The sequence below is a fragment of the Streptomyces sp. BR1 genome (genome assembly GCF_052373795.1).
In the GTDB taxonomy this organism is placed as follows: Bacteria; Actinomycetota; Actinomycetes; order Streptomycetales; family Streptomycetaceae; genus Streptomyces.
This window is the reverse complement of the sequence record NZ_CM126252.1, coordinates 2,984,339-3,007,999: the sequence shown is the minus strand read 5'-3', so window position 1 is coordinate 3,007,999 and position 23,661 is coordinate 2,984,339. Positions and strand designations below refer to the sequence as shown.

Below are 23,661 nucleotides of genomic sequence, written 5' to 3'. Positions count from 1 at the left end.
CCCTTCCCGAAACTCTCCGAGGGATCCCGTTCGCCTGCGGACCGTTCTGGGCCGCTCGCGCAGTTCCCCGCGCCCCTCAGGGGGGTGGGGGGGCTCAGGAGTTGGACGCAGTTGCCCCGCGGCCCAACTTGGCCGAAAGACGCTCACCTCCGGACGTTTAGGGGCGCGGGGAACTGCGCGACCAGCCCGCCACCGGCCCGCAGACGAATCGCGCAGCCAAAAGCCGGCGTCACAGCGACAGCTGGAAGCAATACCCCGTCCGCTGAGACACCGGCGTCGTGAACGTCTCCGCCAGCGTCATCCCCAACCGCCGCGTCACGGCAACGGACCGCGCGTTCCGGGCGTCGACCATCGCCACGACATGGTCGACCCCGGCGGCACGCACCCGGTCGATGGCGACGCGCGCCGCCGCCGTCGCGTAACCCCGGCCCCACGCCGAACGGGCGAGCCGCCACCCGATCTCCACCTCCCCCACGGGGCCCCAGGGATGCGGCCACGGCTGCGCCCCGGTGAAGCCGAGGACCTCGTCGTCCTCGCCCAGGAGGGTCCACAGGCAGAACCCCCGCTCCGCGTCGTGCTTGCGCTGCCGCGCCGTCAGCTCCGCGTACACCGACAGCTCCGCGGACGCGCCCCCGTGGAACTCCATGACCTCCGGATCGTCGAACACCTCGTGCCACGCGTACGCGTCCTCCTCGGTCGGCACCCGCAGCCGTACGACGGGCAGGGACGTCTCTTCACTGGACTCGGTGGAGCTCATGGCGTGGCAACCCTTCGCGATGTCGATCAACAGCCCCCCATAGACTGCACATGTCCTGTGCATTCCGGCACGCAAAATCGAGTCTTCGGGAGAACCCGCTGTGACCGAGCCCCTCTCCGAACACACCGCGGATGTGATCGTCGTCGGGGCCGGCCCCGCCGGGTCGACCACCGCGTACTACCTGGCCAAGGCCGGACTCGACGTACTGCTGCTGGAGAAGACCGCCTTCCCGCGCGAGAAGGTGTGCGGCGACGGGCTCACCCCGCGCGCCACCAAGCAGCTGGTGGCGATGGGCATCGACATCTCCGAAGAGGCCGGCTGGCTGCGCAACAAGGGCCTGCGGATCATCGGCGGCGGCGTCCGCCTCCAGCTGGACTGGCCGGACCTCGCCAGCTACCCCGACTACGGACTCGTCCGCAAGCGCGACGACTTCGACGAGCAGCTGGCCCGCCAGGCCCAGAAGGCGGGCGCGCGGCTGTACGAGCGCTGCAACGTCGGCAGCCCCGTCATCGACGACCGTACGGGCCGTATCACCGGCGTCCACGCCAAGCTGGGGGAGGAGAAGACCGAAGTCACCTTCCACGCCCCGCTCGTGGTCGCCGCCGACGGCAACTCCACCCGCCTCTCCCTCGCGATGGGCCTGCACCGCCGCGAGGACCGCCCGATGGGCGTCGCCGTACGGACGTACTTCGAGTCGCCCCGCCACGACGACGACTACCTGGAGTCCTGGCTGGAGCTGTGGGACCGGCGCGGCCCGGGCGAGGACCGGCTGCTGCCCGGCTACGGCTGGATCTTCGGCATGGGCGACGGCACCTCCAACGTCGGCCTCGGCGTCCTCAACACCTCCGCCTCCTTCAAGGAGCTCGACTGGCGCGAGGTGCTGAAGGCCTGGTGCGCCTCCATGCCCGCCGACTGGGGCTACACGGAGGAGAACATGACCGGCCCCATCCGCGGTGCCGCCCTCCCCATGGCCTTCAACCGCCAGCCGCACTACACCAAGGGCCTGCTGCTCGTCGGTGACGCGGGCGGCCTGGTCAACCCGTTCAACGGCGAGGGCATCGCGTACGCCATGGAGTCCGGCCAGATCGCGGCCGACGTCATCGTCCAGGCGCACGCCCGCGCGACCCCCGCCCAGCGCGAACTGGCCCTGCACAACTACCCGAAGATCCTGAAGGACACGTACGGCGGCTACTACACGCTCGGCCGCGCCTTCGTGAAGCTCATCGGCAACCCGAAGGTCATGAAGATCGCCACCCAGCGCGGCCTCACGCACCCGGTCCTGATGAAGTTCACGCTGAAGATGCTCGCCAACCTCACCGACCCGACGGGCGGCGACGCGATGGACCGCATCATCAACGGCCTCTCCAAGGTGGCCCCGAAGGCCTGACCCGCCGCCAGTCGGCGTACAGCCGACGCATACAGCCAAGGCCGTCACTCCCCGAGCGGGTGACGGCCTTGGCTGTATGTGTGTTTCTGTCTGCTATGTGCCTACGCGTCAGAGAACGCGGACCGCGCCCGTCGGCTGGTCCCAGTCCAGACCGCGCTCGACCACACCGGTCGAGGAGTTCTGCGCGCCCACGAACTTGCCGCCGCCCACGTAGATCGCCACGTGGTACGCGGAGCCGGAGCTGCCCCAGTAGAGGATGTCGCCGGGCTGCAGGTTGGACAGCGAGACCTGGCGGCCGGTGGCCGACTGGTCCTGCGAGACGCGCGGCAGGTCGACGCCCACCGTGCGGTACGCGGCCTGCACGAGGCCCGAGCAGTCGTACGCGCTGGAGCCCGTGGCACCCGAGACGTACGCCTTGCCGACCTGGGCGAGCGCGAAGTCCACGATGGAGGCGGCGGAGCCGGTCGCGGACGAGGACACGGTGGAGCTGCTGCCACCGGTCGACGCGCTGAGCGTGGTGCGCTCGGAGGAGCGGGAGGCGCGCGCGGCGGCGTCCGCCTTCGCCTTGGCGTCGGCCTCGGCCTTCGCCTGCTTCTCCGCCTCGGCCTTGGCGTCCGCGTCGGCCTTGGCCTTCTTGGCGACCTTGGCGGCGCTGGAGGCGGCCGCGTTCTGCTGGGCCTGCAGCTGGAGGTCGTTGGCGACCTGCTGGGTGGCCTCGGCGGACGCGGCGGCGGTGGTGGCGAGCCCGGACGTGAGCGTGGGCATCTCGATGGTCTCGGTCACCGGCTCGGCGGCCTGCGCCGGTCCGGTGGCGCCGGCCACCGCGAGGGTGCTGAGGACGCCACCGGCAACTCCGGCCCGGAGCGCCATCTTCGAGGCGCTGCGGCGGGGCTTCCGGTGGCTGGGTATGTGAGCGGTGTGGGACATGAGGACAACCGCTATCAGGGGTTCACGGTTCCCTTCAAGAAACGTGTGCTGCGCCACAGTTGTGCTCGGAAGGGACGAATCCGCTTCCTCTGCGCCTTTATTGACGCCGTAACGGGCAATCCGGGCAGGCGCGATCATGGCTGTGATCATGTGGTTTTTATAAAAGGTCCGAATTGCCCGCCGCCTACCATCCGTTCACACCATTGGCCAAGCCCGGTTTATTCAGTGACCGAATCGTGTGACGCAGGTCACTTCGTAGCCGCCCCTCGGCCGTCCCGTAACCGGCCCGTGATCAACGGGGCGGCGAACCGGTCGACCTGTCTTGTCGCTTCGGGTCGACGGGAGTCGGTTCAGGACGATCCGGAGCTCGATCCGAAGTCCGATCCGGAGCTCGTGAACGCGTGCACAGGTCCACCCTCCGGCGAACACTTCACCCGCATGAGTGAGCCGCGATCCTTTACCACCCGAACGAGTCCATCGCCAATTTGCCTGTAGGGCCCATGTCTTGATAGTGCCGCACCCCTTGCGACCAGCGGTAACAAGGGCGGATGCTACGCCTTGTGATCACTCGGCCGCTTCGGGTGTGAAGATCACTGCTCATCCGACTTCATGATCCTTCGTCAGGTGGTGGAGATCACAAAGCCGTTGACGTACCCCGTGTCGCAGATCACAGACCACCGGGCATAGGATGCGGTGCAGTCGGGCTTGTGAACTGCCTCACATGTGCGCGATCTTCGCGTAGCGACGCGAACTTCGCGTGGCGGGAGGGGTGGCAGCGGAGCCCGCTGTGCGGTCCAACGGTCAAGGACGACTGGAAGGAGCGAGGAGCGTGAATGCCTACGCGCCCATCCTCGTGCTCGGCGCCCTCGGGGCAGGGTTTGCGATCTTCTCCGTGGTCATGGCCACGCTTATCGGCCCAAAAAGGTACAACCGGGCAAAACTTGAGGCGTACGAGTGCGGCATCGAACCGACTCCCACGCCGGCCGGAGGCGGCCGCTTTCCCATCAAGTACTACCTGACGGCGATGCTCTTCATCGTCTTCGACATCGAGATCGTCTTCCTCTACCCCTGGGCCGTCACCTTCGACGCCCTGGGGGTTTTCGGGCTCGTGGAGATGCTGCTCTTCGTGCTCACCGTCTTCGTCGCCTACGCGTATGTATGGCGGCGCGGCGGCCTGGAATGGGACTGAGGGGCTGAGGGGCACCTATGGGACTCGAAGAGAAACTGCCGAGCGGGTTTCTGCTGACCACCGTCGAACAGGCCGCGGGCTGGGTGCGCAAGGCGTCCGTCTTCCCCGCCACCTTCGGCCTGGCCTGCTGTGCCATCGAGATGATGACGACCGGAGCGGGCCGCTACGACCTGGCCCGCTTCGGCATGGAGGTCTTCCGCGGCTCCCCGCGCCAGGCCGACCTGATGATCGTGGCGGGCCGGGTCAGCCAGAAGATGGCGCCGGTCCTGCGGCAGGTCTACGACCAGATGCCCAACCCCAAGTGGGTCATCTCCATGGGCGTTTGCGCCTCGTCGGGCGGAATGTTCAACAATTACGCGATTGTGCAGGGTGTCGACCACATTGTTCCGGTCGACATCTATTTGCCCGGTTGCCCGCCCCGGCCCGAGATGCTGATCGACGCGATCCTCAAGCTCCACCAGAAGATCCAGAGCTCCAAGCTCGGTGTGAACGCGGAGGAAGCAGCCCGCGAGGCCGAGGAAGCCGCCCTCAAGGCGCTCCCCACCATCGAGATGAAGGGGCTGCTGCGGTGAGCGACACTCCCAAGACCCCCGAGACGCCGGGCAGTCCCGAGACCCCGGGCCAGAACGGCGGACTCCCGGCCCAGCGGGACGACACCGGCGACGTCATCGGCGTACGCAAGGGCATGTTCGGCGCGGCCAACGGCGGCGACACCAGCGGCTACGGCGGCCTGGTGCGCACCGTGGCCCTGCCGGGCGCCGCCTCCCGCCCCTACGGCGGCTGGTTCGACGAGGTGGCCGACGAGCTCGAAGGCGCCCTGGAGGAGCAGGACCTGCTCCCCGGCAACGCCATCGAGAAGACCGTCGTCGACCGCGACGAGCTCACCTTCCACATCGCGCGCGAACACCTCGTCCAGGTCGCCCGCACCCTGCGCGACGACCCGGCCCTGCGCTTCGAGCTCTGTACGGGCGTCAGCGGCGTCCACTTCCCGGGCGACAAGGGCCGCGAGCTGCACGCCGTCTACCATCTGCGCTCGCTCACCCACGGCCGGCTGATCCGGCTGGAAGTCACCGCCCCGGACAGTGACCCGCACGTCCCGTCCCTGGTCGCGGTCTATCCGACCAACGACTGGCACGAGCGCGAGACCTACGACTTCTTCGGCCTGGTCTTCGACGGCCACCCCGCCCTCACCCGGATCATGATGCCGGACGACTGGCAGGGCTTCCCGCAGCGCAAGGACTACCCCCTCGGCGGCATTCCCGTCGAGTACAAGGGCGCCCAGATCCCGGCTCCGGACCAGCGGAGGTCGTACAGCTGATGAACACGTCCAGCGAAGCTCCCGGCGCTTCGGCCGCCTCGGCCCGCGAGACCACCGAGGGGACTGTATATACGGTCACCGGCGGCGACTGGGACGAGGTCGTACGGACCGCGGCCCGCGCCGACGACGAGCGCATCGTCGTCAACATGGGCCCCCAGCACCCCTCCACCCACGGCGTGCTCCGCCTCATCCTGGAGATCGACGGCGAGACGGTCACCGAGGCCCGCTGCGGCATCGGCTACCTGCACACCGGCATCGAGAAGAACCTCGAATTCCGCACCTGGACGCAGGGCACCACCTTCGTCACGCGCATGGACTATCTGACGCCGTTCTTCAACGAGACGGCGTACTGCCTGGGCGTGGAGAAGCTGCTCGGCATCACCGACCAGATCCCGGACCGGGCCTCGGTCCTCCGGGTCCTGCTGATGGAGCTCAACCGGCTCTCCTCGCACCTGGTCTGCATCGCCACCGGCGGTATGGAACTCGGCGCCACCACGATCATGATCTACGGCTTCCGCGATCGTGAACTCATTCTCGATGTCTTCGAGCTGATCACCGGTCTGCGGATGAACCACGCGTTCATCCGGCCGGGCGGACTCGCCCAGGACCTGCCCCCGGGCGCGGTGGACCAGCTCCGCGAGTTCGTGAAGACCATGAAGAAGAACCTGCCGGAGTACGACAAGCTCGCCACCGGCAACCCCATCTTCAAGGCCCGTATGCAGGACGTCGGTTACCTCGACCTGACCGGCTGCATGGCCCTCGGCGCGACCGGACCGATCCTGCGCTCCGCGGGCCTGCCGCACGACCTGCGCCGCACCGACCCGTACTGCGGCTACGAGACCTACGACTTCGACGTCCCCACAGCCGACTCCTGCGACTCCTACGGCCGCTTCCTGGTCCGCCTGGAGGAGATGCGCCAGTCGCTCCGGATCGTCGAGCAGTGCCTGGACCGCCTTGAGCCCGGCCCGGTCATGGTCGCCGACAAGAAGATCGCCTGGCCCGCCCAGCTCGCGCTCGGTCCGGACGGGCTCGGCAACTCCCTGGACCACATCAAGAAGATCATGGGCACCTCGATGGAATCCCTGATCCACCACTTCAAGCTGGTCACCGAGGGCTTCCGGGTCCCCGTCGGGCAGGCGTACGCGGCCGTCGAGTCGCCCAAGGGCGAGCTCGGGGTGCATGTCGTCAGCGACGGCGGCACCCGCCCCTACCGGGTCCACTTCCGCGACCCGTCCTTCACCAATCTCCAGGCCATGGCGGCGATGTGCGAGGGCGGCCAGGTCGCCGACGTCATCGTGGCCGTGGCGTCCATCGACCCCGTGATGGGAGGCGTCGACCGGTGACCGAGAGCACCCCGACGAGCCTGGGCATGCCCCAGCTGCCCGCGCCCGACTTCCCGGCCGACGTCCGGGCCCGGCTGGAGGCGGACGCCAAGGACGTCATCTCCCGCTATCCCGACAGCCGTTCCGCGCTGCTGCCACTGCTGCACCTCGTGCAGTCGGAGGAGGGGCACGTCACCCGCACCGGGATGCGCTTCTGCGCCGAGATGCTGGACCTGACCACCGCCGAGGTCACGGCGGTCGCCACCTTCTACACGATGTACCGGCGCAAGCCCTCCGGCGACTACCAGGTCGGCGTCTGCACCAACACCCTGTGCGCGGTGATGGGCGGGGACGCCATCTTCGACGAGCTCAAGCGTCATCTCGGCGTCGGCAACGACGAGACGACCGCCGACGGCAAGGTCACCCTCGAACACATCGAGTGCAACGCCGCCTGCGACTTCGCGCCGGTGGTGATGGTCAACTGGGAGTTCTTCGACAACCAGACCCCCGAGTCCGCCAAGCGCCTGGTCGACGACCTGCGCGCGGGCAGGCCGGTGGAGCCGACCCGGGGCGCACCCCTGTGCACCTACAAGGAGACGGCCCGGATCCTGGCCGGCTTCCCCGACGAGCGCCCCGGCGCCGTCGCGGCGAGCGGGGGCGCGGGCCCGGCCTCCCTGGTGGGCCTGCGCCTGGCCCGGGGCGAGGCCCCGCACGCACGCGTCGTCCACCCCCGTGGCGAGGGCCCGCGCGGCGAAGGCGCCCGCGACGAACCCCAGCCCGGATCCCAGCACTTGAGCTCGCACGACGCACCGCACCAGACCTCTGCGTCCGACCCCGCACACCCGGCGGGCCCGGTCGACGAGGAGGGGGAGTGATGACCTTGGCAGCCGAACTGAGTGGGAACGGGAACGGAAGCAGCTCCGAAAAGCTGCTGGCACCCGTTCTGTCGGCCTTCTGGGACCAGCCCGAATCCTGGACCCTGGAGACCTACCGTCGGCACGACGGCTATGAGGGACTGCGCAAGGCGCTGGCCATGTCACCGGACGACCTCATCGCGTATGTGAAGGACTCCGGTCTGCGCGGCCGTGGCGGCGCGGGGTTCCCGACGGGCATGAAGTGGCAGTTCATCCCGCAGGGCGATGGCAAGCCGCACTATCTAGTTGTCAACGCCGACGAATCGGAGCCCGGGACCTGCAAGGACATCCCGCTCCTGTTCGCCAACCCGCATAGCCTCATCGAGGGCATGGTGATCGCCTGTTACGCGATCAGGTCGTCGCACGCGTTCATCTATCTGCGCGGGGAAGTCGTCCCCGTACTGCGGAGGCTGCACGAGGCCGTGCGGGAGGCCTACGCGGCGGGCTACCTCGGCAAGGACATCCTCGGCAGCGGAATCGACCTCGACATCACGGTGCACGCGGGCGCGGGCGCGTACATCTGTGGTGAGGAGACCGCACTGCTGGACTCCTTGGAAGGCCGTCGCGGTCAGCCCCGGCTGCGTCCTCCTTTCCCTGCGGTCGCCGGTCTCTACGCGTGCCCCACTGTTGTCAATAACGTCGAGTCCATCGCCAGCGTTCCCGCGATTCTCAATCGGGGAAAAGACTGGTTCAAGTCGATGGGAAGCGAGAAGTCCCCCGGCTTCACGCTGTATTCGCTGAGCGGGCACGTCGCCAATCCCGGCCAGTTCGAGGCCCCGCTCGGCATCACGCTGCGCCAGCTCCTCGACATGAGCGGCGGGATGCGCCCGGGGCACCGGCTCAAGTTCTGGACCCCGGGCGGCTCTTCGACCCCGATGTTCACCGACGAGCACCTGGACGTGCCGCTGGACTACGAGGGCGTCGGCGCCGCCGGCTCGATGCTGGGCACCAAGGCCCTGCAGTGCTTCGACGAGACGACCTGCGTGGTGCGGGCGGTCACCCGCTGGACCGAGTTCTACGCCCATGAGTCCTGCGGCAAGTGCACGCCGTGCCGCGAAGGCACGTACTGGCTGGTGCAGTTGCTGTGCGACATCGAGGCCGGCAAGGGCGCGATGGGCGACCTCGACAAGCTCACCGACATCGCCGACAACATCAACGGCAAGTCGTTCTGCGCGCTCGGCGACGGCGCGGCCGCTCCGATCTTCTCCTCGCTCAAGTACTTCCGCGAGGAGTACGAGCAGCACATCACCGGCAAGGGCTGCCCCTTCGACCCGGCCAGGTCGACCCTGTGGGCCGACGGCCCCCACCGCACCACGGAGGTGAACGCATGACGGTGACCACTGGCGCTCCCTCCGGCGGCGGAGAGGCGGCGGTGCCGCCCGAGGACCTGGTCTCGCTGACCATCGACGGCGTCGAGATCAGCGTCCCCAAGGGCACGTTGGTGATCCGGGCCGCCGAGAAGCTCGGCATCGAGATCCCCCGGTTCTGCGACCACCCGCTGCTCGACCCGGTCGGCGCCTGCCGCCAGTGCATCGTGGAGGTGGAGGGCCAGCGCAAGCCGATGGCGTCCTGCACCATCACCTGCACCGACGGCATGGTGGTGAAGTCGCAGCTGACCTCACCGGTCGCCGAGAAGTCCCAGCGCGGGGTGATGGAGCTGCTGCTCATCAACCACCCGCTGGACTGCCCGGTCTGCGACAAGGGCGGCGAGTGCCCGCTGCAGAACCAGTCGATGCAGGTCGGCGACCCGGACACCCGCTTCGAGGGCAAGAAGCGCACGTACGAGAAGCCGGTGGCCATCTCCACACAGGTGCTGCTCGACCGCGAGCGGTGCGTGCTGTGCGCGCGGTGCACCCGGTTCTCCGAGCAGATCGCGGGCGACCCGATGATCGAGCTCCTGGAGCGCGGCGCGCTGCAACAGGTCGGCACCGGCGAGGGCGACCCGTTCGAGTCGTACTTCTCCGGGAACACCATCCAGATCTGCCCGGTCGGCGCGCTGACCTCGGCGGCGTACCGGTTCCGCTCGCGTCCCTTCGACCTGGTGTCGTCGCCGTCGGTGTGCGAGCACTGCGCGGGCGGCTGCGCGACCCGTACCGACCACCGGCGCGGCAAGGTCATGCGGCGGCTCGCGGCCAACGAGCCCGAGGTCAACGAGGAATGGCTGTGCGACAAGGGCCGGTTCGGATTCCGCTACGCGCAGCAGCCGGACCGTCTGACGACGCCTCTGATCCGCGAGGCCGACGGTGAGCTGAGGCCCGCCTCCTGGCCCGAGGCGCTGGAGGCGGCCGCGGCCGGGCTCATGGCGGCCCGGGGCCGTGCCGGGGTGCTCACCGGCGGACGGCTGACCGTCGAGGACTCCTACGCGTACGCCAAGTTCGCGCGGATCGCCCTCGACACCAACGACATCGACTTCCGCGCGCGCGTGCACTCCGCCGAGGAGGCCGACTTCCTGGCGGCGAAGGTCGCCGGGCGCGGCCATCTCACCGGCGAGGGCGTCACGTACACCGCGCTGGAGAAGGCGCCGGCGGTGCTGCTCGTCGGGTTCGAGGCCGAGGAGGAGGCGCCGGGCGTCTTCCTGCGACTGCGCAAGGCCTGGCGCAAGCACGGCCAGCGCACCTTCTCGCTCGCCACCCACCTCACCCGGGGCCTGGAGAAGGCGGGCGGCACGCTGCTGCCCGCCGCCCCCGGCACCGAGACCGAGTGGCTGGACGCGCTGGCGGGCGGGGTCGGCCTGGACGGCGACGGCGCGGCCGCCGCCGAGGCCTTGCGGGCCACCGGCACCGTCATCGTCGTCGGCGAACGCCTCGCGGCGGTCCCGGGCGCGCTGACCGGGGCCGTACGGGCCGCCGCCGCGACCGGCGCCGAACTGGCGTGGATCCCGCGCCGGGCCGGTGAGCGGGGCGCGATCGAGGCGGGCGCCCTCGCGGCGCTGCTGCCGGGCGGACGTCCGGCGACCGATCCACGCGCGCGTGAAGAGGTCGCCGCTGTCTGGGGCGTACGCGAACTCCCGCACCGCTTCGGGCGGGACACCGGCCAGATCGTGGAGGCCGCGGCCACCGGGGAGCTCGGGGCGCTGCTCGTCGCGGGCGTCGACCCGGCCGATCTGCCGGACGCTTCACGCGCGCGTGAAGCGCTCGCCGGGGCGTTCGTGGTCTCCCTCGAACTGCGCCCGAGCGCGGTCACCGAGCACGCGGACGTCGTCTTCCCGGTCGCGGCCGTCGCCGAGAAGTCCGGCTTCTTCCTCAACTGGGAAGGCCGGGCGCGGATGTTCGAGGCCGCGCTCAAGCCCGAGCAGATGACCCGGCGCCTGGCGCCCACCGACGCGCGCGTGCTGCACATGCTGGCGGACGCCATGGATGTGCACTTCGCGCTGCCGGACAACCGCTCCGCGCGCGCGGAGTTGCAGCGACTGGGCCACTGGGACGGGCCGCGCGCCACCGAACCGCTGGAAACGGCCCTGCCCCTGCCCCGGCCCGGCGACGGCGAGGCGGTCCTCGCGGGCCACCGGCTGCTGCTCGACCACGGCACGCTCCAGGAGGGCGACGAGGCGCTGGCCGGGACCCGGCACGCGGCCGTCGCGCGGCTCTCGGCGGCGACGGCGGCCGAGACCGGCGTCAAGGACGGCGACCTCCTTCAGGTGAGCGGCAGCGCGGGCGCGCTCCAACTGCCGCTGAAGGTCACCGAGATGCCCGACCGGGTGGTGTGGCTGCCGCTCAACTCGACCGGCGGCGGCGTCCTCGCCGGCACGGGCGCGGTCCCGGGCCAGGTCGTCCGTATCGGCCCGGCGGCGCAGAACGCCGCCACCGCCGCACCGGAGGTGCAGCCGTGACCGACTTCCCCGTCCGCCCCGCGGCACCGGGCGCCGCCGTCCACGTACCGGAGGTGCGAGCGTGACCCCGACCTTCCTCGCGGCCGAGGACCTCTCGATGTTCGGCCGCGACCCCTGGTGGCTCATCGCCCTCAAGGCCGTGTTCTGCTTCGCGTTCCTGATGGTGACCGTGCTGTTCTCGATCGTGTGGGAGCGCAAGGTCGTCGCCTGGATGCAGCTGCGCATCGGCCCCAACCGGCACGGGCCTTGGGGCATGCTCCAGTCGCTCGCCGACGGCATCAAACTGATGCTGAAGGAAGACGTCATCGTCAAGCGGGCCGACAAGGTGGTCTACGTCCTGGCCCCGATCGTCGCCGCGATCCCGGCCTTCATGGCCATCGCCGTGATCCCCTTCGGGCCGCCCGGCAACGAGGTCTCGATCTTCGGCCACCGCACCACGATGCAGCTCACCGACCTGCCGATCGCGATGCTCTACATCCTCGCGTGCGCCTCGGTCGGCATCTACGGGATCGTGCTCGCGGGCTGGTCGTCCGGCTCGACGTACCCGCTGCTCGGCGGGCTGCGCAGTTGCGCGCAGATGATCTCTTACGAGATCGCGATGGGTGCGGCGTTCGCCTCGGTCTTCCTCTACTCGGGCTCGATGTCGACCTCGCAGATCGTCGCCCAGCAGCACGACCGCTGGTACATCGTGCTGCTGCCGGTCTCCTTCATCATCTACGTCGTCACGATGGTGGGCGAGACCAACCGCGCCCCCTTCGACATGCCGGAGTCCGAGGGCGACCTGGTCGGCGGCTTCAACACCGAGTACTCGTCGATCAAGTTCGCGCTGTTCATGCTGGCCGAGTACGTCAACATGGTCACCGTCTCGGCGGTGTCGACCACTCTCTTCCTGGGCGGCTGGCGGGCCCCGTGGCCGATCTCCACCTTCTGGGAGGGCGCCAACCACGGCTGGTGGCCGATGCTCTGGTTCGTCATCAAGGTCCAGCTGCTGCTCTTCTTCTTCATCTGGCTGCGCGGCACGCTGCCCCGCGTCCGCTACGACCAGCTGATGAAGCTCGGCTGGAAGGTCCTCATCCCGGTCTCGGTCGTCTGGCTGATGCTGGTCGCGACCGTGCGGGCGCTACGCAACGACGGCCACGACTTCTCCAAGATCGTGCTGTACGTCGGGGGCGCGGTCGTCGCCGTCCTGCTGATCTCCCTGGTCGCCGATGTCTTCCGGGGCCGCAAGGCCGAGGAACCGGAGGAGGAGCCCGCCGCCTTCGACCCGATGGCGGGCGGATTCCCGGTGCCGCCACTGCCCGGACAGACCCTCCCACCGGTGCCCAGGCGACGCCCGAGGCATGAGCGGGAGCTCGTTGTCAGTGGTGGGTCCGATACTGAGAGTGACCGTGACGGAAGGGAGGACGAGGGTGTCTAAGTCATCGGAACCGGAAGGGACTTCGGGGGAGCCCGAGGGTTCGTCCGAGGGCAAGTTCCTGAACCCGGTGGCCGGCTTCGGCGTGACCTTCAAGGCCATGTTCAAGAAGCGGCTGACCGAGCAGTACCCGGAACAGCAGAAGACCACGGCCCCCCGCTTCCACGGGCGCCACCAGCTGAACCGGCACCCGGACGGCCTGGAGAAATGCGTCGGCTGCGAGCTGTGCGCCTGGGCCTGCCCCGCCGACGCGATCTACGTGGAGGGCGCGGACAACAAGGACGAGGAGCGCTACTCGCCGGGCGAGCGGTACGGCATCGTCTACCAGATCAACTACGCCCGCTGCATCCTGTGCGGGCTGTGCATCGAGGCGTGCCCCACGCGCGCGCTGACGATGACCAACGAGTTCGAACTGGCCGACAGCAGCCGCGCGAACCTGATCTACACCAAGGAGCAGCTGCTCGCCGGGCTCGAAGAGGGCATGGTCGACTCGCCGCACGCCATCTACCCGGGCATGACGGAGGGCGACTACTACCGGGGCCTGGTCACCGAGGCTGCGCCCGGCACCGTCCGCCAGGTCGCCGTCTCCAAGGGCGAGCAGCCCGCCGAGCCCGCCAACGGGGAGCAGCCCGAGGAGGTGGACGCGTGATGCAGCTCGCCGTCTCCGCCACGACCACCTCCACCGGGGAGGCCTTCCAGTTCTGGGTGCTGGGCACGGTCGCCGTCATCGGCGCGCTGGGCACCGTACTGATGAAGAAGGCCGTGCACAGCGCGCTGTCGCTGGCCGGGACCATGATCATCCTGGCGGTCTTCTACCTCGCCAACGGGGCGTACTTCCTGGGCATCGTCCAGGTCGTCGTCTACACCGGCGCGATCATGATGCTCTTCCTCTTCGTCGTCATGCTGGTCGGTGTCACCGCCGCCGACTCGCTGAAGGAGACCATCAAGGGGCAGCGGATCTGGGCCGCGGTCTGCGGGCTCGGCTTCGGAGTCCTCCTGATCGCGGGCCTCGCCAACGCCTCCCTGAAGCACTTCGACGGCCTCTCCCAGGCCAACTCGAACGGCAACGTGGAGGGTCTGGCCACCCTCATCTTCACCAAGTACGTGTTCGCCTTCGAAATCACCGGCGCCCTGCTGATCACCTCGGCGGTCGGCGCGATGGTGCTCACGCACCGCGAGCGCACCGAGCGCGCCAAGACCCAGCGCGAGCGCTCCGAGGAGCGCGTGCGCGAGGGCAAGCACCTGCCGCCGCTGCCCGCCCCCGGCGTCTACGCCCGGCACAACGCGGTGGACGTCGCGGGCCTGCTGCCCGACGGCACGACCTCCGAGCTCACCGTCAACCAGACGCTGCGCGGCCGGGGCCAGATCCGCGATGTGTCCAGCGAGGCGCTGAACGACCTCAAGGCGCTGGAGCAGCGCTCCGCCGAGCGTCTGGGCCGGGAAGAGGAGGCCGCGAAGTGAACCCCGTCAACTACCTGTATCTGTCCGCCCTGTTGTTCACCATCGGCGCGGCCGGGGTGCTGATCAGGCGGAACGCGATCGTCGTCTTCATGTGCGTGGAGCTGATGCTCAACGCCTGCAACCTCGCGTTCGTGGTCTTCTCCCGGATGCACGGCAACCTCGACGGCCAGATCATCGCCTTCTTCACGATGGTCGTCGCCGCCGCGGAGGTCGTCGTCGGGCTCGCGATCATCGTGTCGCTCTTCCGTTCCCGCCACTCGGCCTCGGTCGACGACGCCAGCCTGATGAAGCTGTAAGGGGTCGCTGAATCGTGGACAACCTGATTGCGCTGCTCATCGCGGCGCCTCTGCTCGGAGCGGCCGTACTGCTGTGCGGCGGGCGCCGGCTCGACGCCGTGGGGCACTGGCTGGGCACGCTGCTCGCGGCCGTGTCGTTCGGCCTGGGCGTCACGCTCTTCGTCGACATGCTCGGCCGCTCGGCCGACAACAGGGCGGTGCACAAGCACCTGTTCAGCTGGGTCCCGGTGGAGGGCTTCCAGGCCGACGTCGGCTTCCAGCTCGACCAGCTGTCGATGACGTTCGTCCTGCTGATCACGGGTGTGGGCACGCTGATCCACCTGTACTCGGTCGGCTACATGGAGCACGACGAGAACCGCCGCCGCTTCTTCGGCTATCTCAACCTGTTCCTCGCGGCGATGCTGCTGCTGGTCCTCGCCGACAACTACCTTCTGCTGTACGTCGGTTGGGAGGGCGTCGGTCTGGCGTCCTACCTGCTCATCGGGTTCTGGCAGCACAAGCCGAGCGCGGCGACGGCCGCCAAGAAGGCGTTCCTGGTCAACCGGGTCGGCGACATGGGCCTGTCGATCGCCATCATGGTCATGTTCACCACCTGGGGCTCCTTCGCCTTCTCGACCGTCTTCAACCAGGTCGGCGAGACCGGCTGGGGCCGCAACACGGCGGTCGGCGTGATGCTGCTGCTCGCCGCGTGCGGCAAGTCGGCGCAGGTGCCGCTGCAGTCCTGGCTCGGCGATGCGATGGAGGGCCCGACCCCGGTCTCGGCCCTGATCCACGCGGCGACGATGGTGACCGCGGGCGTCTACCTCATCACCCGCTCCGGCGTGATCTTCAACGCGGTGCCGAACACCCAGACGGTCGTGGTCATCGTCGGCGCGGTCACGCTCCTGTTCGGTGCGATCGTCGGTTGTGCGAAGGACGACATCAAGAAGGCGCTGGCCGGCTCGACCATGTCGCAGATCGGCTACATGATCCTCGCTACCGGCCTCGGCCCCATCGGCTACGCCTTCGCGATCATGCACCTGGTCACCCACGGCTTCTTCAAGGCCGGGCTCTTCCTCGGCGCGGGCTCCGTGATGCACGGCATGAACGACGAGGTCGACATGCGCAAGTACGGCGGCCTGCGCAAGTACATGCCGGTCACCTTCGTGACCTTCGGTCTCGGCTATCTCGCCATCATCGGCTTCCCGGGCCTGTCCGGCTTCTGGTCCAAGGACAAGATCATCGAGGCGGCGTTCGCCAAGGGCGGCACCGAGGGCTGGATCCTCGGCGCGGTCACCCTGCTCGGCGCGGCCATCACCGCGTTCTACATGACGCGCGTGATGCTGATGACCTTCTTCGGTGAGAAGCGCTGGAACGAGGACGAGGTGCATCCGCACGAGTCGCCGAGCACCATGACGCTCCCGATGATCGTGCTGGCCTTCGGATCGGTCTTCGCCGGTGGCCTGTTCAGCATCAACGAGTCGTTCGTGAAGTGGCTGGAGCCGGTCACGAGCCTCTCCCACGGCGACTCGCCCATCAGCTCCGGCGTGGTCACCGCGGCGACGACGGTGGTGCTCCTGATCGGCGTCGGCATCGCGTACGCGCAGTACGGGCGGAGGCCGGTCCCGGCCGTCGCCCCGCGCGGCTCGCTGCTCACCCGGGCCGCCCGCCGCGACCTCCTCCAGGACGACTTCAACCATGTGGTCCTGGTCCGCGGCGGCGAGCACCTGACGCGTTCGCTGGTGTACGTCGACCACACCCTGGTCGACGGAGTGGTCAACGGAACCGCCGCAGGGGTCGGCGGGCTGTCGGGCCGGCTGCGCAAGCTGCAGAACGGCTTCGCCCGCAGTTACGCGGTCTCCATGTTCGGAGGTGCGGCGGTGCTCATCGCCGCGACCCTGCTGATGAGGGCGGTGTAAGTCATGTCGTTCCCCCTCCTTACCGCGACGGCGGCGCTACCGGCGGTCGGCGCGATCGCCACCGCCGCCGTCCCGGCCGAGCGGCGCACCGCGGCCAAGTGGCTGGCGCTGCTGGTCTCGGTCGGCACGCTCGCGCTGGGCGCGGCCCAGCTCGTACGGTTCGAGCCCGGCGGCGACCGGTACCAGCTCACCGAGTCGCACGCCTGGATCAAGGACTTCGGCGTCCGCTACGAACTGGGCGTGGACGGCATCGGGGTGGCGCTGATCGCGCTCACCGCGCTGCTGATCCCGTTCATCATCGCGGCGGGCTGGCACGACGCCGACCCCCTGGAGACCCACAACAGTCGTTGGCGCCCGACCCAGGGCTTCTTCGCCCTGATCCTCGCCGTCGAGGCGATGGTGATCCTCTCCTTCGAGGCCACCGACGTCTTCCTCTTCTACATCTTGTTCGAAGCCATGCTGATCCCGATGTACTTCCTCATCGGCGGCTTCGGCGACCGCGCCCATGAGCACGGCGACCAGGCCGCCGCGACCCAACGGTCGTACGCGGCGGTCAAGTTCCTGCTCTACAACCTGGTCGGCGGTCTGATCATGCTGGCCGCGGTGATCGGCCTCTATGTAGTGGCCGGGACGTTCTCGCTCGACGAGATCGCGGCGGCGCGCGCGAACGGCTCGCTCGACATGGCGACCAGCACCGAGCGGCTGCTGTTCCTCGGCTTCTTCTTCGCCTTCGCGGTGAAGGCCCCGCTGTGGCCGCTGCACACCTGGCTGCCGAACGCGATGGGCGAGGCGACCGCCCCGGTCGCCGTACTGATCACGGCAGTTGTCGACAAGGTCGGCACCTTCGCGATGCTCCGCTTCTGCCTCCAGCTCTTCCCGGACGCCTCGAAGTGGGCGACGCCGGTGATCCTGGTGCTGGCGGTGATCAGCATCATCTACGGGGCGCTGCTCGCGGTCGGCCAGCGGGACATCAAGCGCCTGGTGGCGTACGCGTCGATCTCGCACTTCGGGTTCATCGTCATGGGCATCTTCGCGATGACCACCCAGGGCCAGTCGGGCGCCACGCTCTACATGGTCAACCACGGGATCTCGACGGCCGCGTTGATGCTGGTGGCGGGCTTCCTGATCTCGCGCCGCGGCTCGCGCCTCATCTCGGACTACGGCGGTGTGCAGAAGGTGGCGCCGCTGCTCGCGGGCACCTTCCTGGTGGGCGGCCTGGCGACCCTGTCGCTGCCGGGGCTCGCGCCCTTCGTCAGTGAATTCCTGGTCCTGGTGGGCACGTTCAGCCGCTATCCGGCGATCGGCGTCATCGCCACCCTCGGCATCGTGCTGGCCGCGCTGTACGTCCTGGTCCTCTACCAGCGGACGATGACGGGCCCGGTCAAGGCCGAGGTGCAGGGCATGCCGGACCTGAAGGTCCGTGAACTCCTGGTGGTCGCCCCGCTGATCGCGCTCCTGGTCTTCCTGGGCGTCTACCCGAAGCCGCTCACCGACATCGTCAACCCGGCGGTGGGCCACACCATGTCCGACGTACACAAGAAGGACCCCAAGCCCGTGGTGGAGGCGGCCCAGTGAGCACAGCAACAGCTGTCCACAGCCTGTGGACGACGGCGGCCGACGGCAAGGTGAACAAGATCCCGACGCCGCACATCGAGTACGCGCAGCTGGCGCCCACGCTCATTGTGGTCGGTGCGGCGGTGCTCGGCGTCCTCGTCGAGGCGTTCGTCCCCCGCAAGAGCCGTTACTACGTCCAGGTGTTCCTCTCCGTCGTCGCGCTGGCAGCCGCCTTCGCCGCGGTCGTCGCCCTCGCGGCCGGCGGATACGGCACGACCAAGGCGCACATCGCGGCGATGGGTGCGATCGCCGTCGACGGCCCGGCGCTCTTCCTCCAGGGCACCATTCTCCTCGCCTCGATCGTCGCGATCTTCACCTTCGCCGAGCGCCGCCTGGACCCCGAGGCGCACGGCAACCGGGTGGACTCGTTCGCCGCGCAGGCCGCGTCCGTCCCCGGAAGCGACAGCGAAAAGGCGGCGGTGAAGGCCGGGTTCACGACCACCGAGGTCTTCCCGCTGGCCCTCTTCGCGATCTCCGGGATGCTGGTCTTCCCGGCGGCCAACGACCTGCTGACGCTCTTCGTGGCCCTTGAGGTCTTCTCGCTTCCGCTGTACCTGCTGTGCGCACTGGCCCGCCGCAAGCGGCTGATGTCGCAGGAAGCGGCCGTGAAGTACTTCCTGCTCGGCGCGTTCTCGTCCGCGTTCCTGCTGTTCGGCATCGCGCTCCTGTACGGCTACGCGGGATCGGTGCAGTACGCGACGATCGCGGATGTCGTCGACGGCACGGTCCAGACGGTGGACCCGGCGCTCGCGGGCACCATGGGCAATGACGCGCTGCTGCTCATCGGCGGCGCGATGATCCTGATGGGGCTGCTGTTCAAGGTGGGCGCGGTGCCGTTCCACATGTGGACGCCCGACGTCTACCAGGGCGCGCCGACCCCGGTCACCGGCTTCATGGCGGCCGCCACCAAGGTCGCGGCGTTCGGCGCGCTGCTGCGGCTGCTGTACGTGGTGCTGCCGGGGATGCGCTGGGACTGGCGGCCGGTGATGTGGGGCGTCGCGATCATCACGATGCTGGGCGGCGCGGTCGTCGCCATCACCCAGACCGACATCAAGCGCCTCCTCGCGTACTCCTCGATCGCGCACGCCGGGTTCATCCTGGCCGGTGTGATCGCGACCAACGCGGACGGCATCTCGTCGGTGCTGTTCTATCTGGGCGCGTACTCGTTCGTGACGATCGGCGCGTTCGCGGTGGTCACGCTGGTACGGGACGCGGGCGGCGAGGCGACGCACCTGTCCAAGTGGGCGGGCCTGGGTCGGCGTTCACCCCTGGTGGCGGCGGCGTTCGCGGTCTTCCTGCTCGCCTTCGCGGGCATCCCGCTGACCTCCGGGTTCTCCGGGAAGTTCGCCGTCTTCAAGGCGGCGGCGGAGGGCGGCGCGGGCGCGCTGGTCGTGGTCGGTGTGGTCTCGTCGGCGGTCGCCGCGTTCTTCTACATCCGGGTGATCGTGCTGATGTTCTTCAGCGAGCCGAAGGCGGACGGGCCGACGGTGGCGGTCCCGTCGGTGCTGACGACGACGGCGATCGGGGTCGGTGTCGCGGTGACGCTGGTCCTCGGTGTGGCGCCGCAGTACTTCCTGGACCTGGCGAGCCAGGCGGGGGTGTTCGTCCGGTAGCCGGTTCGATCGGTACGGCGGGGCCCCGGCGCGTATGTCGTGCCGGGGCCCTTGCTCTGCGCCCCCGCCCCACCCCCTGTGGATAACTTTTTGTCCGCTCTGACCTGCGGTTTCGTACCCGTACGAGGGAGATCTGCCAGGAGGGCGGCGGGGGGTGTCGGCCCGGGCCCCTATCGTGGCAGGGGTGGTGGAGTTACGAGGACGACGGGCGGGGACGCAGCGATGATCGGGACGGACGAGCAGGGCGCGGCGACCGGTGAGGCCGGGGCCGCTGGCGAGGCAGTGGTCGAGAGCGAGGCGCTGCGGACGCTGCGGCGGGTTTTCGGGTACGAGAGCTTCCGCGGTGACCAGGGCGCGGTCATCGAGCACGTGGTGGCCGGCGGGGACGCCGTGGTGCTCATGCCGACCGGTGCCGGAAAGTCGCTCTGCTACCAGATCCCAGCCCTGGTCAGACCGGGTACGGGCGTCGTGGTCTCCCCTCTCATCGCCCTGATGCAGGACCAGGTGGACGCGCTGCGCGCGCTGGGCGTGCGCGCCGGGTTCATCAACTCCACGCAGGACTTCGACGAGCGCCGCACGGTGGAGGCGGAGCTGCTGGCGGGCGAGCTCGACCTGCTCTACCTCGCCCCCGAGCGGCTGCGCGTGGAGGCCACCCTCGACCTGCTCTCCCGGGCCAAGATCTCGGTCTTCGCGATCGACGAGGCGCACTGCGTGGCGCAGTGGGGCCACGACTTCCGCCCCGACTACCTGGCGCTGTCGCTGCTGGGCGAGCGCTGGCCGGACGTGCCGCGCATCGCGCTGACGGCGACCGCCACACGGGTCACGCACCGGGAGATCACCGACCGGCTCGTGATGCCGCACGCGCGCCACTTCGAGGCGAGCTTCGACCGGCCGAACATCCAGTACCGGATCGTGCCGAAGAACGACCCCAAGAAGCAGTTGCTCACCTTCCTGAAGGAGGAGCACGACGGCGACGCGGGCATCGTCTACTGCCTGTCCCGGGCGTCGGTGGAGAAGACCGCGCAGTACCTGTGCGACAACGGGGTGGCGGCGGTCCCGTACCACGCGGGTCTGGATTCGGGGACGCGCGCGGTGCACCAGTCCCGCTTCCTGCGGGAGGAGGGGCTTGTCGTGGTGGCGACCATCGCGTTCGGCATGGGCATCGACAAGCCGGACGTACGGTTCGTGGCCCACCTCGATCTGCCGAAGTCGGTCGAGGGCTACTACCAGGAGACCGGCCGCGCGGGCCGCGACGGGCTGCCGTCGACGGCGTGGATGGCGTACGGGCTGCAGGACGTGGTCCAGCAGCGCAAGCTGATCCAGGGCGGTGAGGGCGACGAGGCGTTCCGGCGCCGGGCCGCGTCCCATCTGGACGCGATGCTGGCGCTCTGCGAGACGGCCGGGTGCCGCCGCGCCCAGCTCCTCGGCTACTTCGGCCAGGAGGCGACCGCCGAGCACTGCGGCAACTGCGACACGTGTCTGAACCCGCCGGAGACGTGTGACGGCACGGTCGCGGCCCAGAAGCTGCTGTCGACGATCGTCCGGCTTGAGCGTGAGCGGCGCCAGAAGTTCGGCGCGGGCCAGGTCATCGACATCCTGCTCGGCCGCAAGACGGCGAAGGTGATCCAGTTCGACCATGACGCGCTGTCCGTCTTCGGTATCGGCGAGGAGCTCTCCGAGGCCCAATGGCGGGGCGTGGTGCGGCAGTTGCTGGCGCAGGGTCTGGTGGCGGTGGAGGGGGAGTACGGGACGCTGGTCCTGACCGAGACGAGCGGGGAGGTGCTGGGGCGCCGGCGCGAGGTCAGGTTGCGCTCGGAACCGGCGAAGCCGGAGCGCGCGCCCCGCGCACGGGGTGCGGCCAAGGCGAAGGCGGCCCCGGCCGACTTCCCGGAGTCGGCGGCCCCGCTCTTCGAGGCCCTGCGTGCGTGGCGGGCCGCGCAGGCCCGTGAGCAGGGGGTTCCGGCATACGTAATCTTCCACGACGCGACGCTTCGGGAGATCGCCGTTGCCCGGCCCAGCTCTGTGGAGGAGCTGGGCACGATCGCCGGCGTGGGCGAGAAGAAGCTGGCGACGTATGGGGAGGGTGTGCTGTCCGTCCTGGCGGAGGCGTAGCCCCCACCCCGCCCCTTCCCGGCTGTGACATTTTGCGGCTCCGCCGCGTGGCCTGGGCGGGCGGCCGGGTTCTTTGGCTGGCCGCCGGTGGGGGCTTGTCGCGCAGTTCCCCGCGCCCCTCAATGGGCCCTTCGGGCCCTCCTAGGGGCGCGGGGCTGTATCGATTTGCGGCTCCGCCGCGTGGGCGCGAGCAACCCAGCACGGTCCGCAGGTGACTACCCCGCGATCCGGCCCGTCACCTCTCCCAGCCCCACCCGGACCCCGTCCGGGCCCGGGGCCCACGCCGTCATTGTGACGATGTCGCCGTCCTCCAGGAACGTGCGCTTGCCGGAGGCGAGTTCGACCGGCTCCGTGCCGTTCCAGGTGAGTTCGAGCAGCGAGCCGCGCTGGTCGCGCTCGGGGCCGCTGACCGTGCCCGAGCCGAAGACGTCGCCGGTGCGCAGCGACGCCCCGTTCACCGTCATGTGGGCGAGCTGCTGGGCCGCGGTCCAGTACATGCCCGCGAACGGCGGCTCGGCCACCAGCTGGCCGTTGATCGCGACGGCGATGCGGATGTCGAAGCCGCCCGGCACCTCGGCGTCCGCGTCGTCGAGGTAGGGCAGGAGCGGGAACTCGCGCGTGGGCGGCGTCACGCGGGCCGCCGACAGGGCCTCCAGCGGGGTGACCCACGCCGACACGGACGTGGCGAACGACTTGCCCAGGAACGGCCCCAGCGGCACGTACTCCCACGCCTGGATGTCCCGCGCCGACCAGTCGTTGAGGAGGAAAAGGCCGAAGACGTGGTCGTCGAACGCGCCGAGCTCCACCGGCCGGCCCAGCTCGGACGGGGTGCCGACGACGAAGCCGACCTCCGCCTCGATGTCGAGCTTCACCGACGGCCCGAAGACCGGCGCCGGGTCGCTCGGCGCCTTGCGCTGCCCGTGCGGACGTACGACATCGGTCCCGGAGACCACGATCGTGCCCGACCGGCCGTGGTAACCGATGGGCAGATGCTTCCAGTTGGGCGTCAGCGCGTCCCCGTCCGGACGGAAGATGCGGCCCACATTGGTGGCGTGGTGCTCGCTCGCGTAGAAGTCGACATAGTCGGAGACCTCGTACGGCAGGTGCAGGGTGACCGTGTCCAGCGGGTGCAGCAAAGGCTCTATGTCCGGCCTGTGCGCCGGGACCGTCACCCACGCGGTGAGCGCGCGCCGCACATCGCGCCAGGCCGTGCGCCCCGCCGCGAGCAGCGGGTTGAGCGTCGGCTGCGCGAGCAGCGCCGCGTACGGGGAGCCGAGCGCGTGCGCGGCGGCCCCCGCGTCCAGGACGTGGTCGCCGATACGGACGCCGACCCGGCGGTGGTCGGGCGCGTCGGCGGTGGAGAAGACGCCGTACGGAAGGTTGTGCGGGCCGAAGGGGTCGCCTTCGGCCAGGTCGAGCGGGCTCTGCTCGGACATCTGTGCCTGCCTCGCTTTCCACGGGTGTGGAGGACACGTTACGTCGGCGATGGTTGCGTAGGCAGTGTCTAAAGAGTTCGTAATGTCCGGAAACTCCGCCTCCGGAAGGACTGATTCCCCCTTACCGTCCTTGCCGGGACACGAACGCGGCGAGGGGGCCGTGCGTCCCGAGGG

19 protein-coding genes are annotated in these 23,661 nt (G+C 69.4%); 16 read left to right on the top strand and 3 right to left on the bottom strand.

Annotation, left to right across the window (positions count from 1 at the left end; translation table 11 throughout):
• Positions 1-229: 229 nt before the first annotated feature.
• Positions 230-757 (bottom strand): GNAT family N-acetyltransferase, encoded by a 528-nt coding sequence (locus ACT1U9_RS12935; RefSeq protein WP_444538450.1) that lies wholly within the window; start codon positions 755-757, stop codon positions 230-232.
• A 100-nt stretch (positions 758-857) separates the two neighbouring features.
• On the opposite strand from ACT1U9_RS12935, the gene ACT1U9_RS12930 reads away from it, so the two are divergent.
• On the top strand, positions 858-2,144 hold the full coding sequence (locus ACT1U9_RS12930; RefSeq protein ID WP_188276469.1) for a geranylgeranyl reductase family protein: 1,287 nt from the start codon (positions 858-860) through the stop codon (positions 2,142-2,144).
• A gap of 108 nt (positions 2,145-2,252) precedes the next feature.
• Here ACT1U9_RS12930 and ACT1U9_RS12925 read toward each other — a convergent pair whose 3' ends face one another.
• The gene (locus ACT1U9_RS12925; RefSeq protein WP_444538449.1) at positions 2,253-3,071 is read right to left on the bottom strand and encodes a C40 family peptidase; all 819 of its coding nucleotides are present in this window, start codon (positions 3,069-3,071) and stop codon (positions 2,253-2,255) included.
• An 829-nt stretch (positions 3,072-3,900) separates the two neighbouring features.
• On the opposite strand from ACT1U9_RS12925, the gene ACT1U9_RS12920 reads away from it, so the two are divergent.
• The 15 genes from ACT1U9_RS12920 to recQ all read left to right on the top strand — a co-directional run bounded on the left by ACT1U9_RS12920 (position 3,901) and on the right by recQ (position 22,051).
• On the top strand, positions 3,901-4,260 hold the full coding sequence (locus ACT1U9_RS12920) for an NADH-quinone oxidoreductase subunit A (RefSeq protein WP_007383963.1): 360 nt from the start codon (positions 3,901-3,903) through the stop codon (positions 4,258-4,260).
• A 17-nt stretch (positions 4,261-4,277) separates the two neighbouring features.
• Entirely contained in the window at positions 4,278-4,832 is a 555-nt protein-coding gene (locus ACT1U9_RS12915) for a NuoB/complex I 20 kDa subunit family protein (RefSeq protein ID WP_006382209.1), read from the top strand.
• Positions 4,829-5,578 carry an NADH-quinone oxidoreductase subunit C gene (locus ACT1U9_RS12910; protein WP_444538448.1) on the top strand — a complete coding sequence of 250 codons (750 nt, stop codon included), beginning with the start codon at positions 4,829-4,831 and terminating at the stop codon, positions 5,576-5,578. Before ACT1U9_RS12915 ends, ACT1U9_RS12910 begins: the two co-directional genes overlap by 4 nt.
• Positions 5,578-6,921, top strand: coding sequence for an NADH-quinone oxidoreductase subunit D (locus tag ACT1U9_RS12905; RefSeq protein WP_444538447.1), 1,344 nt, complete (start codon positions 5,578-5,580; stop codon positions 6,919-6,921). Before ACT1U9_RS12910 ends, ACT1U9_RS12905 begins: the two co-directional genes overlap by 1 nt.
• A gap of 26 nt (positions 6,922-6,947) precedes the next feature.
• Complete coding sequence (gene nuoE / locus ACT1U9_RS12900) at positions 6,948-7,775, top strand: NADH-quinone oxidoreductase subunit NuoE (protein ID WP_444539092.1); 828 nt, start codon at positions 6,948-6,950, stop codon at positions 7,773-7,775.
• Entirely contained in the window at positions 7,775-9,145 is a 1,371-nt protein-coding gene (gene nuoF, locus ACT1U9_RS12895; RefSeq protein ID WP_444538446.1) for an NADH-quinone oxidoreductase subunit NuoF, read from the top strand. Before nuoE ends, nuoF begins: the two co-directional genes overlap by 1 nt.
• A complete protein-coding gene (locus tag ACT1U9_RS12890; protein WP_444538445.1) occupies positions 9,142-11,643 on the top strand; it encodes an NADH-quinone oxidoreductase subunit G in 2,502 nt (833 codons plus the stop codon). The genes nuoF and ACT1U9_RS12890 overlap by 4 nt, the downstream gene beginning before the upstream one ends.
• A gap of 97 nt (positions 11,644-11,740) precedes the next feature.
• A complete protein-coding gene (gene nuoH, locus ACT1U9_RS12885; RefSeq protein WP_444539091.1) occupies positions 11,741-13,060 on the top strand; it encodes an NADH-quinone oxidoreductase subunit NuoH in 1,320 nt (439 codons plus the stop codon).
• Entirely contained in the window at positions 13,053-13,706 is a 654-nt protein-coding gene (gene nuoI, locus ACT1U9_RS12880; protein ID WP_444538444.1) for an NADH-quinone oxidoreductase subunit NuoI, read from the top strand. Before nuoH ends, nuoI begins: the two co-directional genes overlap by 8 nt.
• A complete protein-coding gene (locus ACT1U9_RS12875) occupies positions 13,706-14,518 on the top strand; it encodes an NADH-quinone oxidoreductase subunit J (RefSeq protein WP_444539090.1) in 813 nt (270 codons plus the stop codon). Before nuoI ends, ACT1U9_RS12875 begins: the two co-directional genes overlap by 1 nt.
• Complete coding sequence (gene nuoK / locus ACT1U9_RS12870) at positions 14,515-14,814, top strand: NADH-quinone oxidoreductase subunit NuoK (RefSeq protein ID WP_067163047.1); 300 nt, start codon at positions 14,515-14,517, stop codon at positions 14,812-14,814. The genes ACT1U9_RS12875 and nuoK overlap by 4 nt, the downstream gene beginning before the upstream one ends.
• A gap of 14 nt (positions 14,815-14,828) precedes the next feature.
• On the top strand, positions 14,829-16,712 hold the full coding sequence (gene nuoL, locus ACT1U9_RS12865) for an NADH-quinone oxidoreductase subunit L (RefSeq protein WP_444538443.1): 1,884 nt from the start codon (positions 14,829-14,831) through the stop codon (positions 16,710-16,712).
• Positions 16,713-16,715: 3 nt separating this feature from the next.
• The gene (locus ACT1U9_RS12860; protein ID WP_444538442.1) at positions 16,716-18,287 is read left to right on the top strand and encodes an NADH-quinone oxidoreductase subunit M; all 1,572 of its coding nucleotides are present in this window, start codon (positions 16,716-16,718) and stop codon (positions 18,285-18,287) included.
• The gene (nuoN, locus tag ACT1U9_RS12855; RefSeq protein ID WP_444538441.1) at positions 18,284-19,939 is read left to right on the top strand and encodes an NADH-quinone oxidoreductase subunit NuoN; all 1,656 of its coding nucleotides are present in this window, start codon (positions 18,284-18,286) and stop codon (positions 19,937-19,939) included. Before ACT1U9_RS12860 ends, nuoN begins: the two co-directional genes overlap by 4 nt.
• A 222-nt stretch (positions 19,940-20,161) precedes the next feature.
• Entirely contained in the window at positions 20,162-22,051 is a 1,890-nt protein-coding gene (recQ, locus tag ACT1U9_RS12850) for a DNA helicase RecQ (RefSeq protein ID WP_444538440.1), read from the top strand.
• 215 nt (positions 22,052-22,266) lie between these two features.
• On the opposite strand, the gene fahA is transcribed toward recQ, so the two are convergent.
• The gene (fahA, locus tag ACT1U9_RS12845) at positions 22,267-23,487 is read right to left on the bottom strand and encodes a fumarylacetoacetase (RefSeq protein WP_444538439.1); all 1,221 of its coding nucleotides are present in this window, start codon (positions 23,485-23,487) and stop codon (positions 22,267-22,269) included.
• Between the last annotated feature and the right edge of the window lie 174 nt (positions 23,488-23,661).

Bases quoted from the DNA above. Each gene is read 5' to 3' on its own strand.
- ACT1U9_RS12890 (WP_444538445.1), top strand. From the start codon at position 9,142: ATGACGGTGACCACTGGCGCTCCCTCCGGCGGCGGAGAGGCGGCGGTG.
- ACT1U9_RS12875 (WP_444539090.1), top strand. From the start codon at position 13,706: ATGCAGCTCGCCGTCTCCGCCACGACCACCTCCACCGGGGAGGCCTTC.
- ACT1U9_RS12860 (WP_444538442.1), top strand. From the start codon at position 16,716: ATGTCGTTCCCCCTCCTTACCGCGACGGCGGCGCTACCGGCGGTCGGC.
- ACT1U9_RS12915 (WP_006382209.1), top strand. From the start codon at position 4,278: ATGGGACTCGAAGAGAAACTGCCGAGCGGGTTTCTGCTGACCACCGTC.
- nuoH (WP_444539091.1), top strand. From the start codon at position 11,741: ATGTTCGGCCGCGACCCCTGGTGGCTCATCGCCCTCAAGGCCGTGTTC.
- nuoE (WP_444539092.1), top strand. From the start codon at position 6,948: ATGCCCCAGCTGCCCGCGCCCGACTTCCCGGCCGACGTCCGGGCCCGG.
- ACT1U9_RS12905 (WP_444538447.1), top strand. From the start codon at position 5,578: ATGAACACGTCCAGCGAAGCTCCCGGCGCTTCGGCCGCCTCGGCCCGC.
- ACT1U9_RS12935 (WP_444538450.1), bottom strand. From the start codon at position 757: ATGAGCTCCACCGAGTCCAGTGAAGAGACGTCCCTGCCCGTCGTACGG.
- ACT1U9_RS12925 (WP_444538449.1), bottom strand. From the start codon at position 3,071: ATGTCCCACACCGCTCACATACCCAGCCACCGGAAGCCCCGCCGCAGC.
- fahA (WP_444538439.1), bottom strand. From the start codon at position 23,487: ATGTCCGAGCAGAGCCCGCTCGACCTGGCCGAAGGCGACCCCTTCGGC.
- recQ (WP_444538440.1), top strand. From the start codon at position 20,162: ATGATCGGGACGGACGAGCAGGGCGCGGCGACCGGTGAGGCCGGGGCC.
- nuoF (WP_444538446.1), top strand. From the start codon at position 7,775: ATGACCTTGGCAGCCGAACTGAGTGGGAACGGGAACGGAAGCAGCTCC.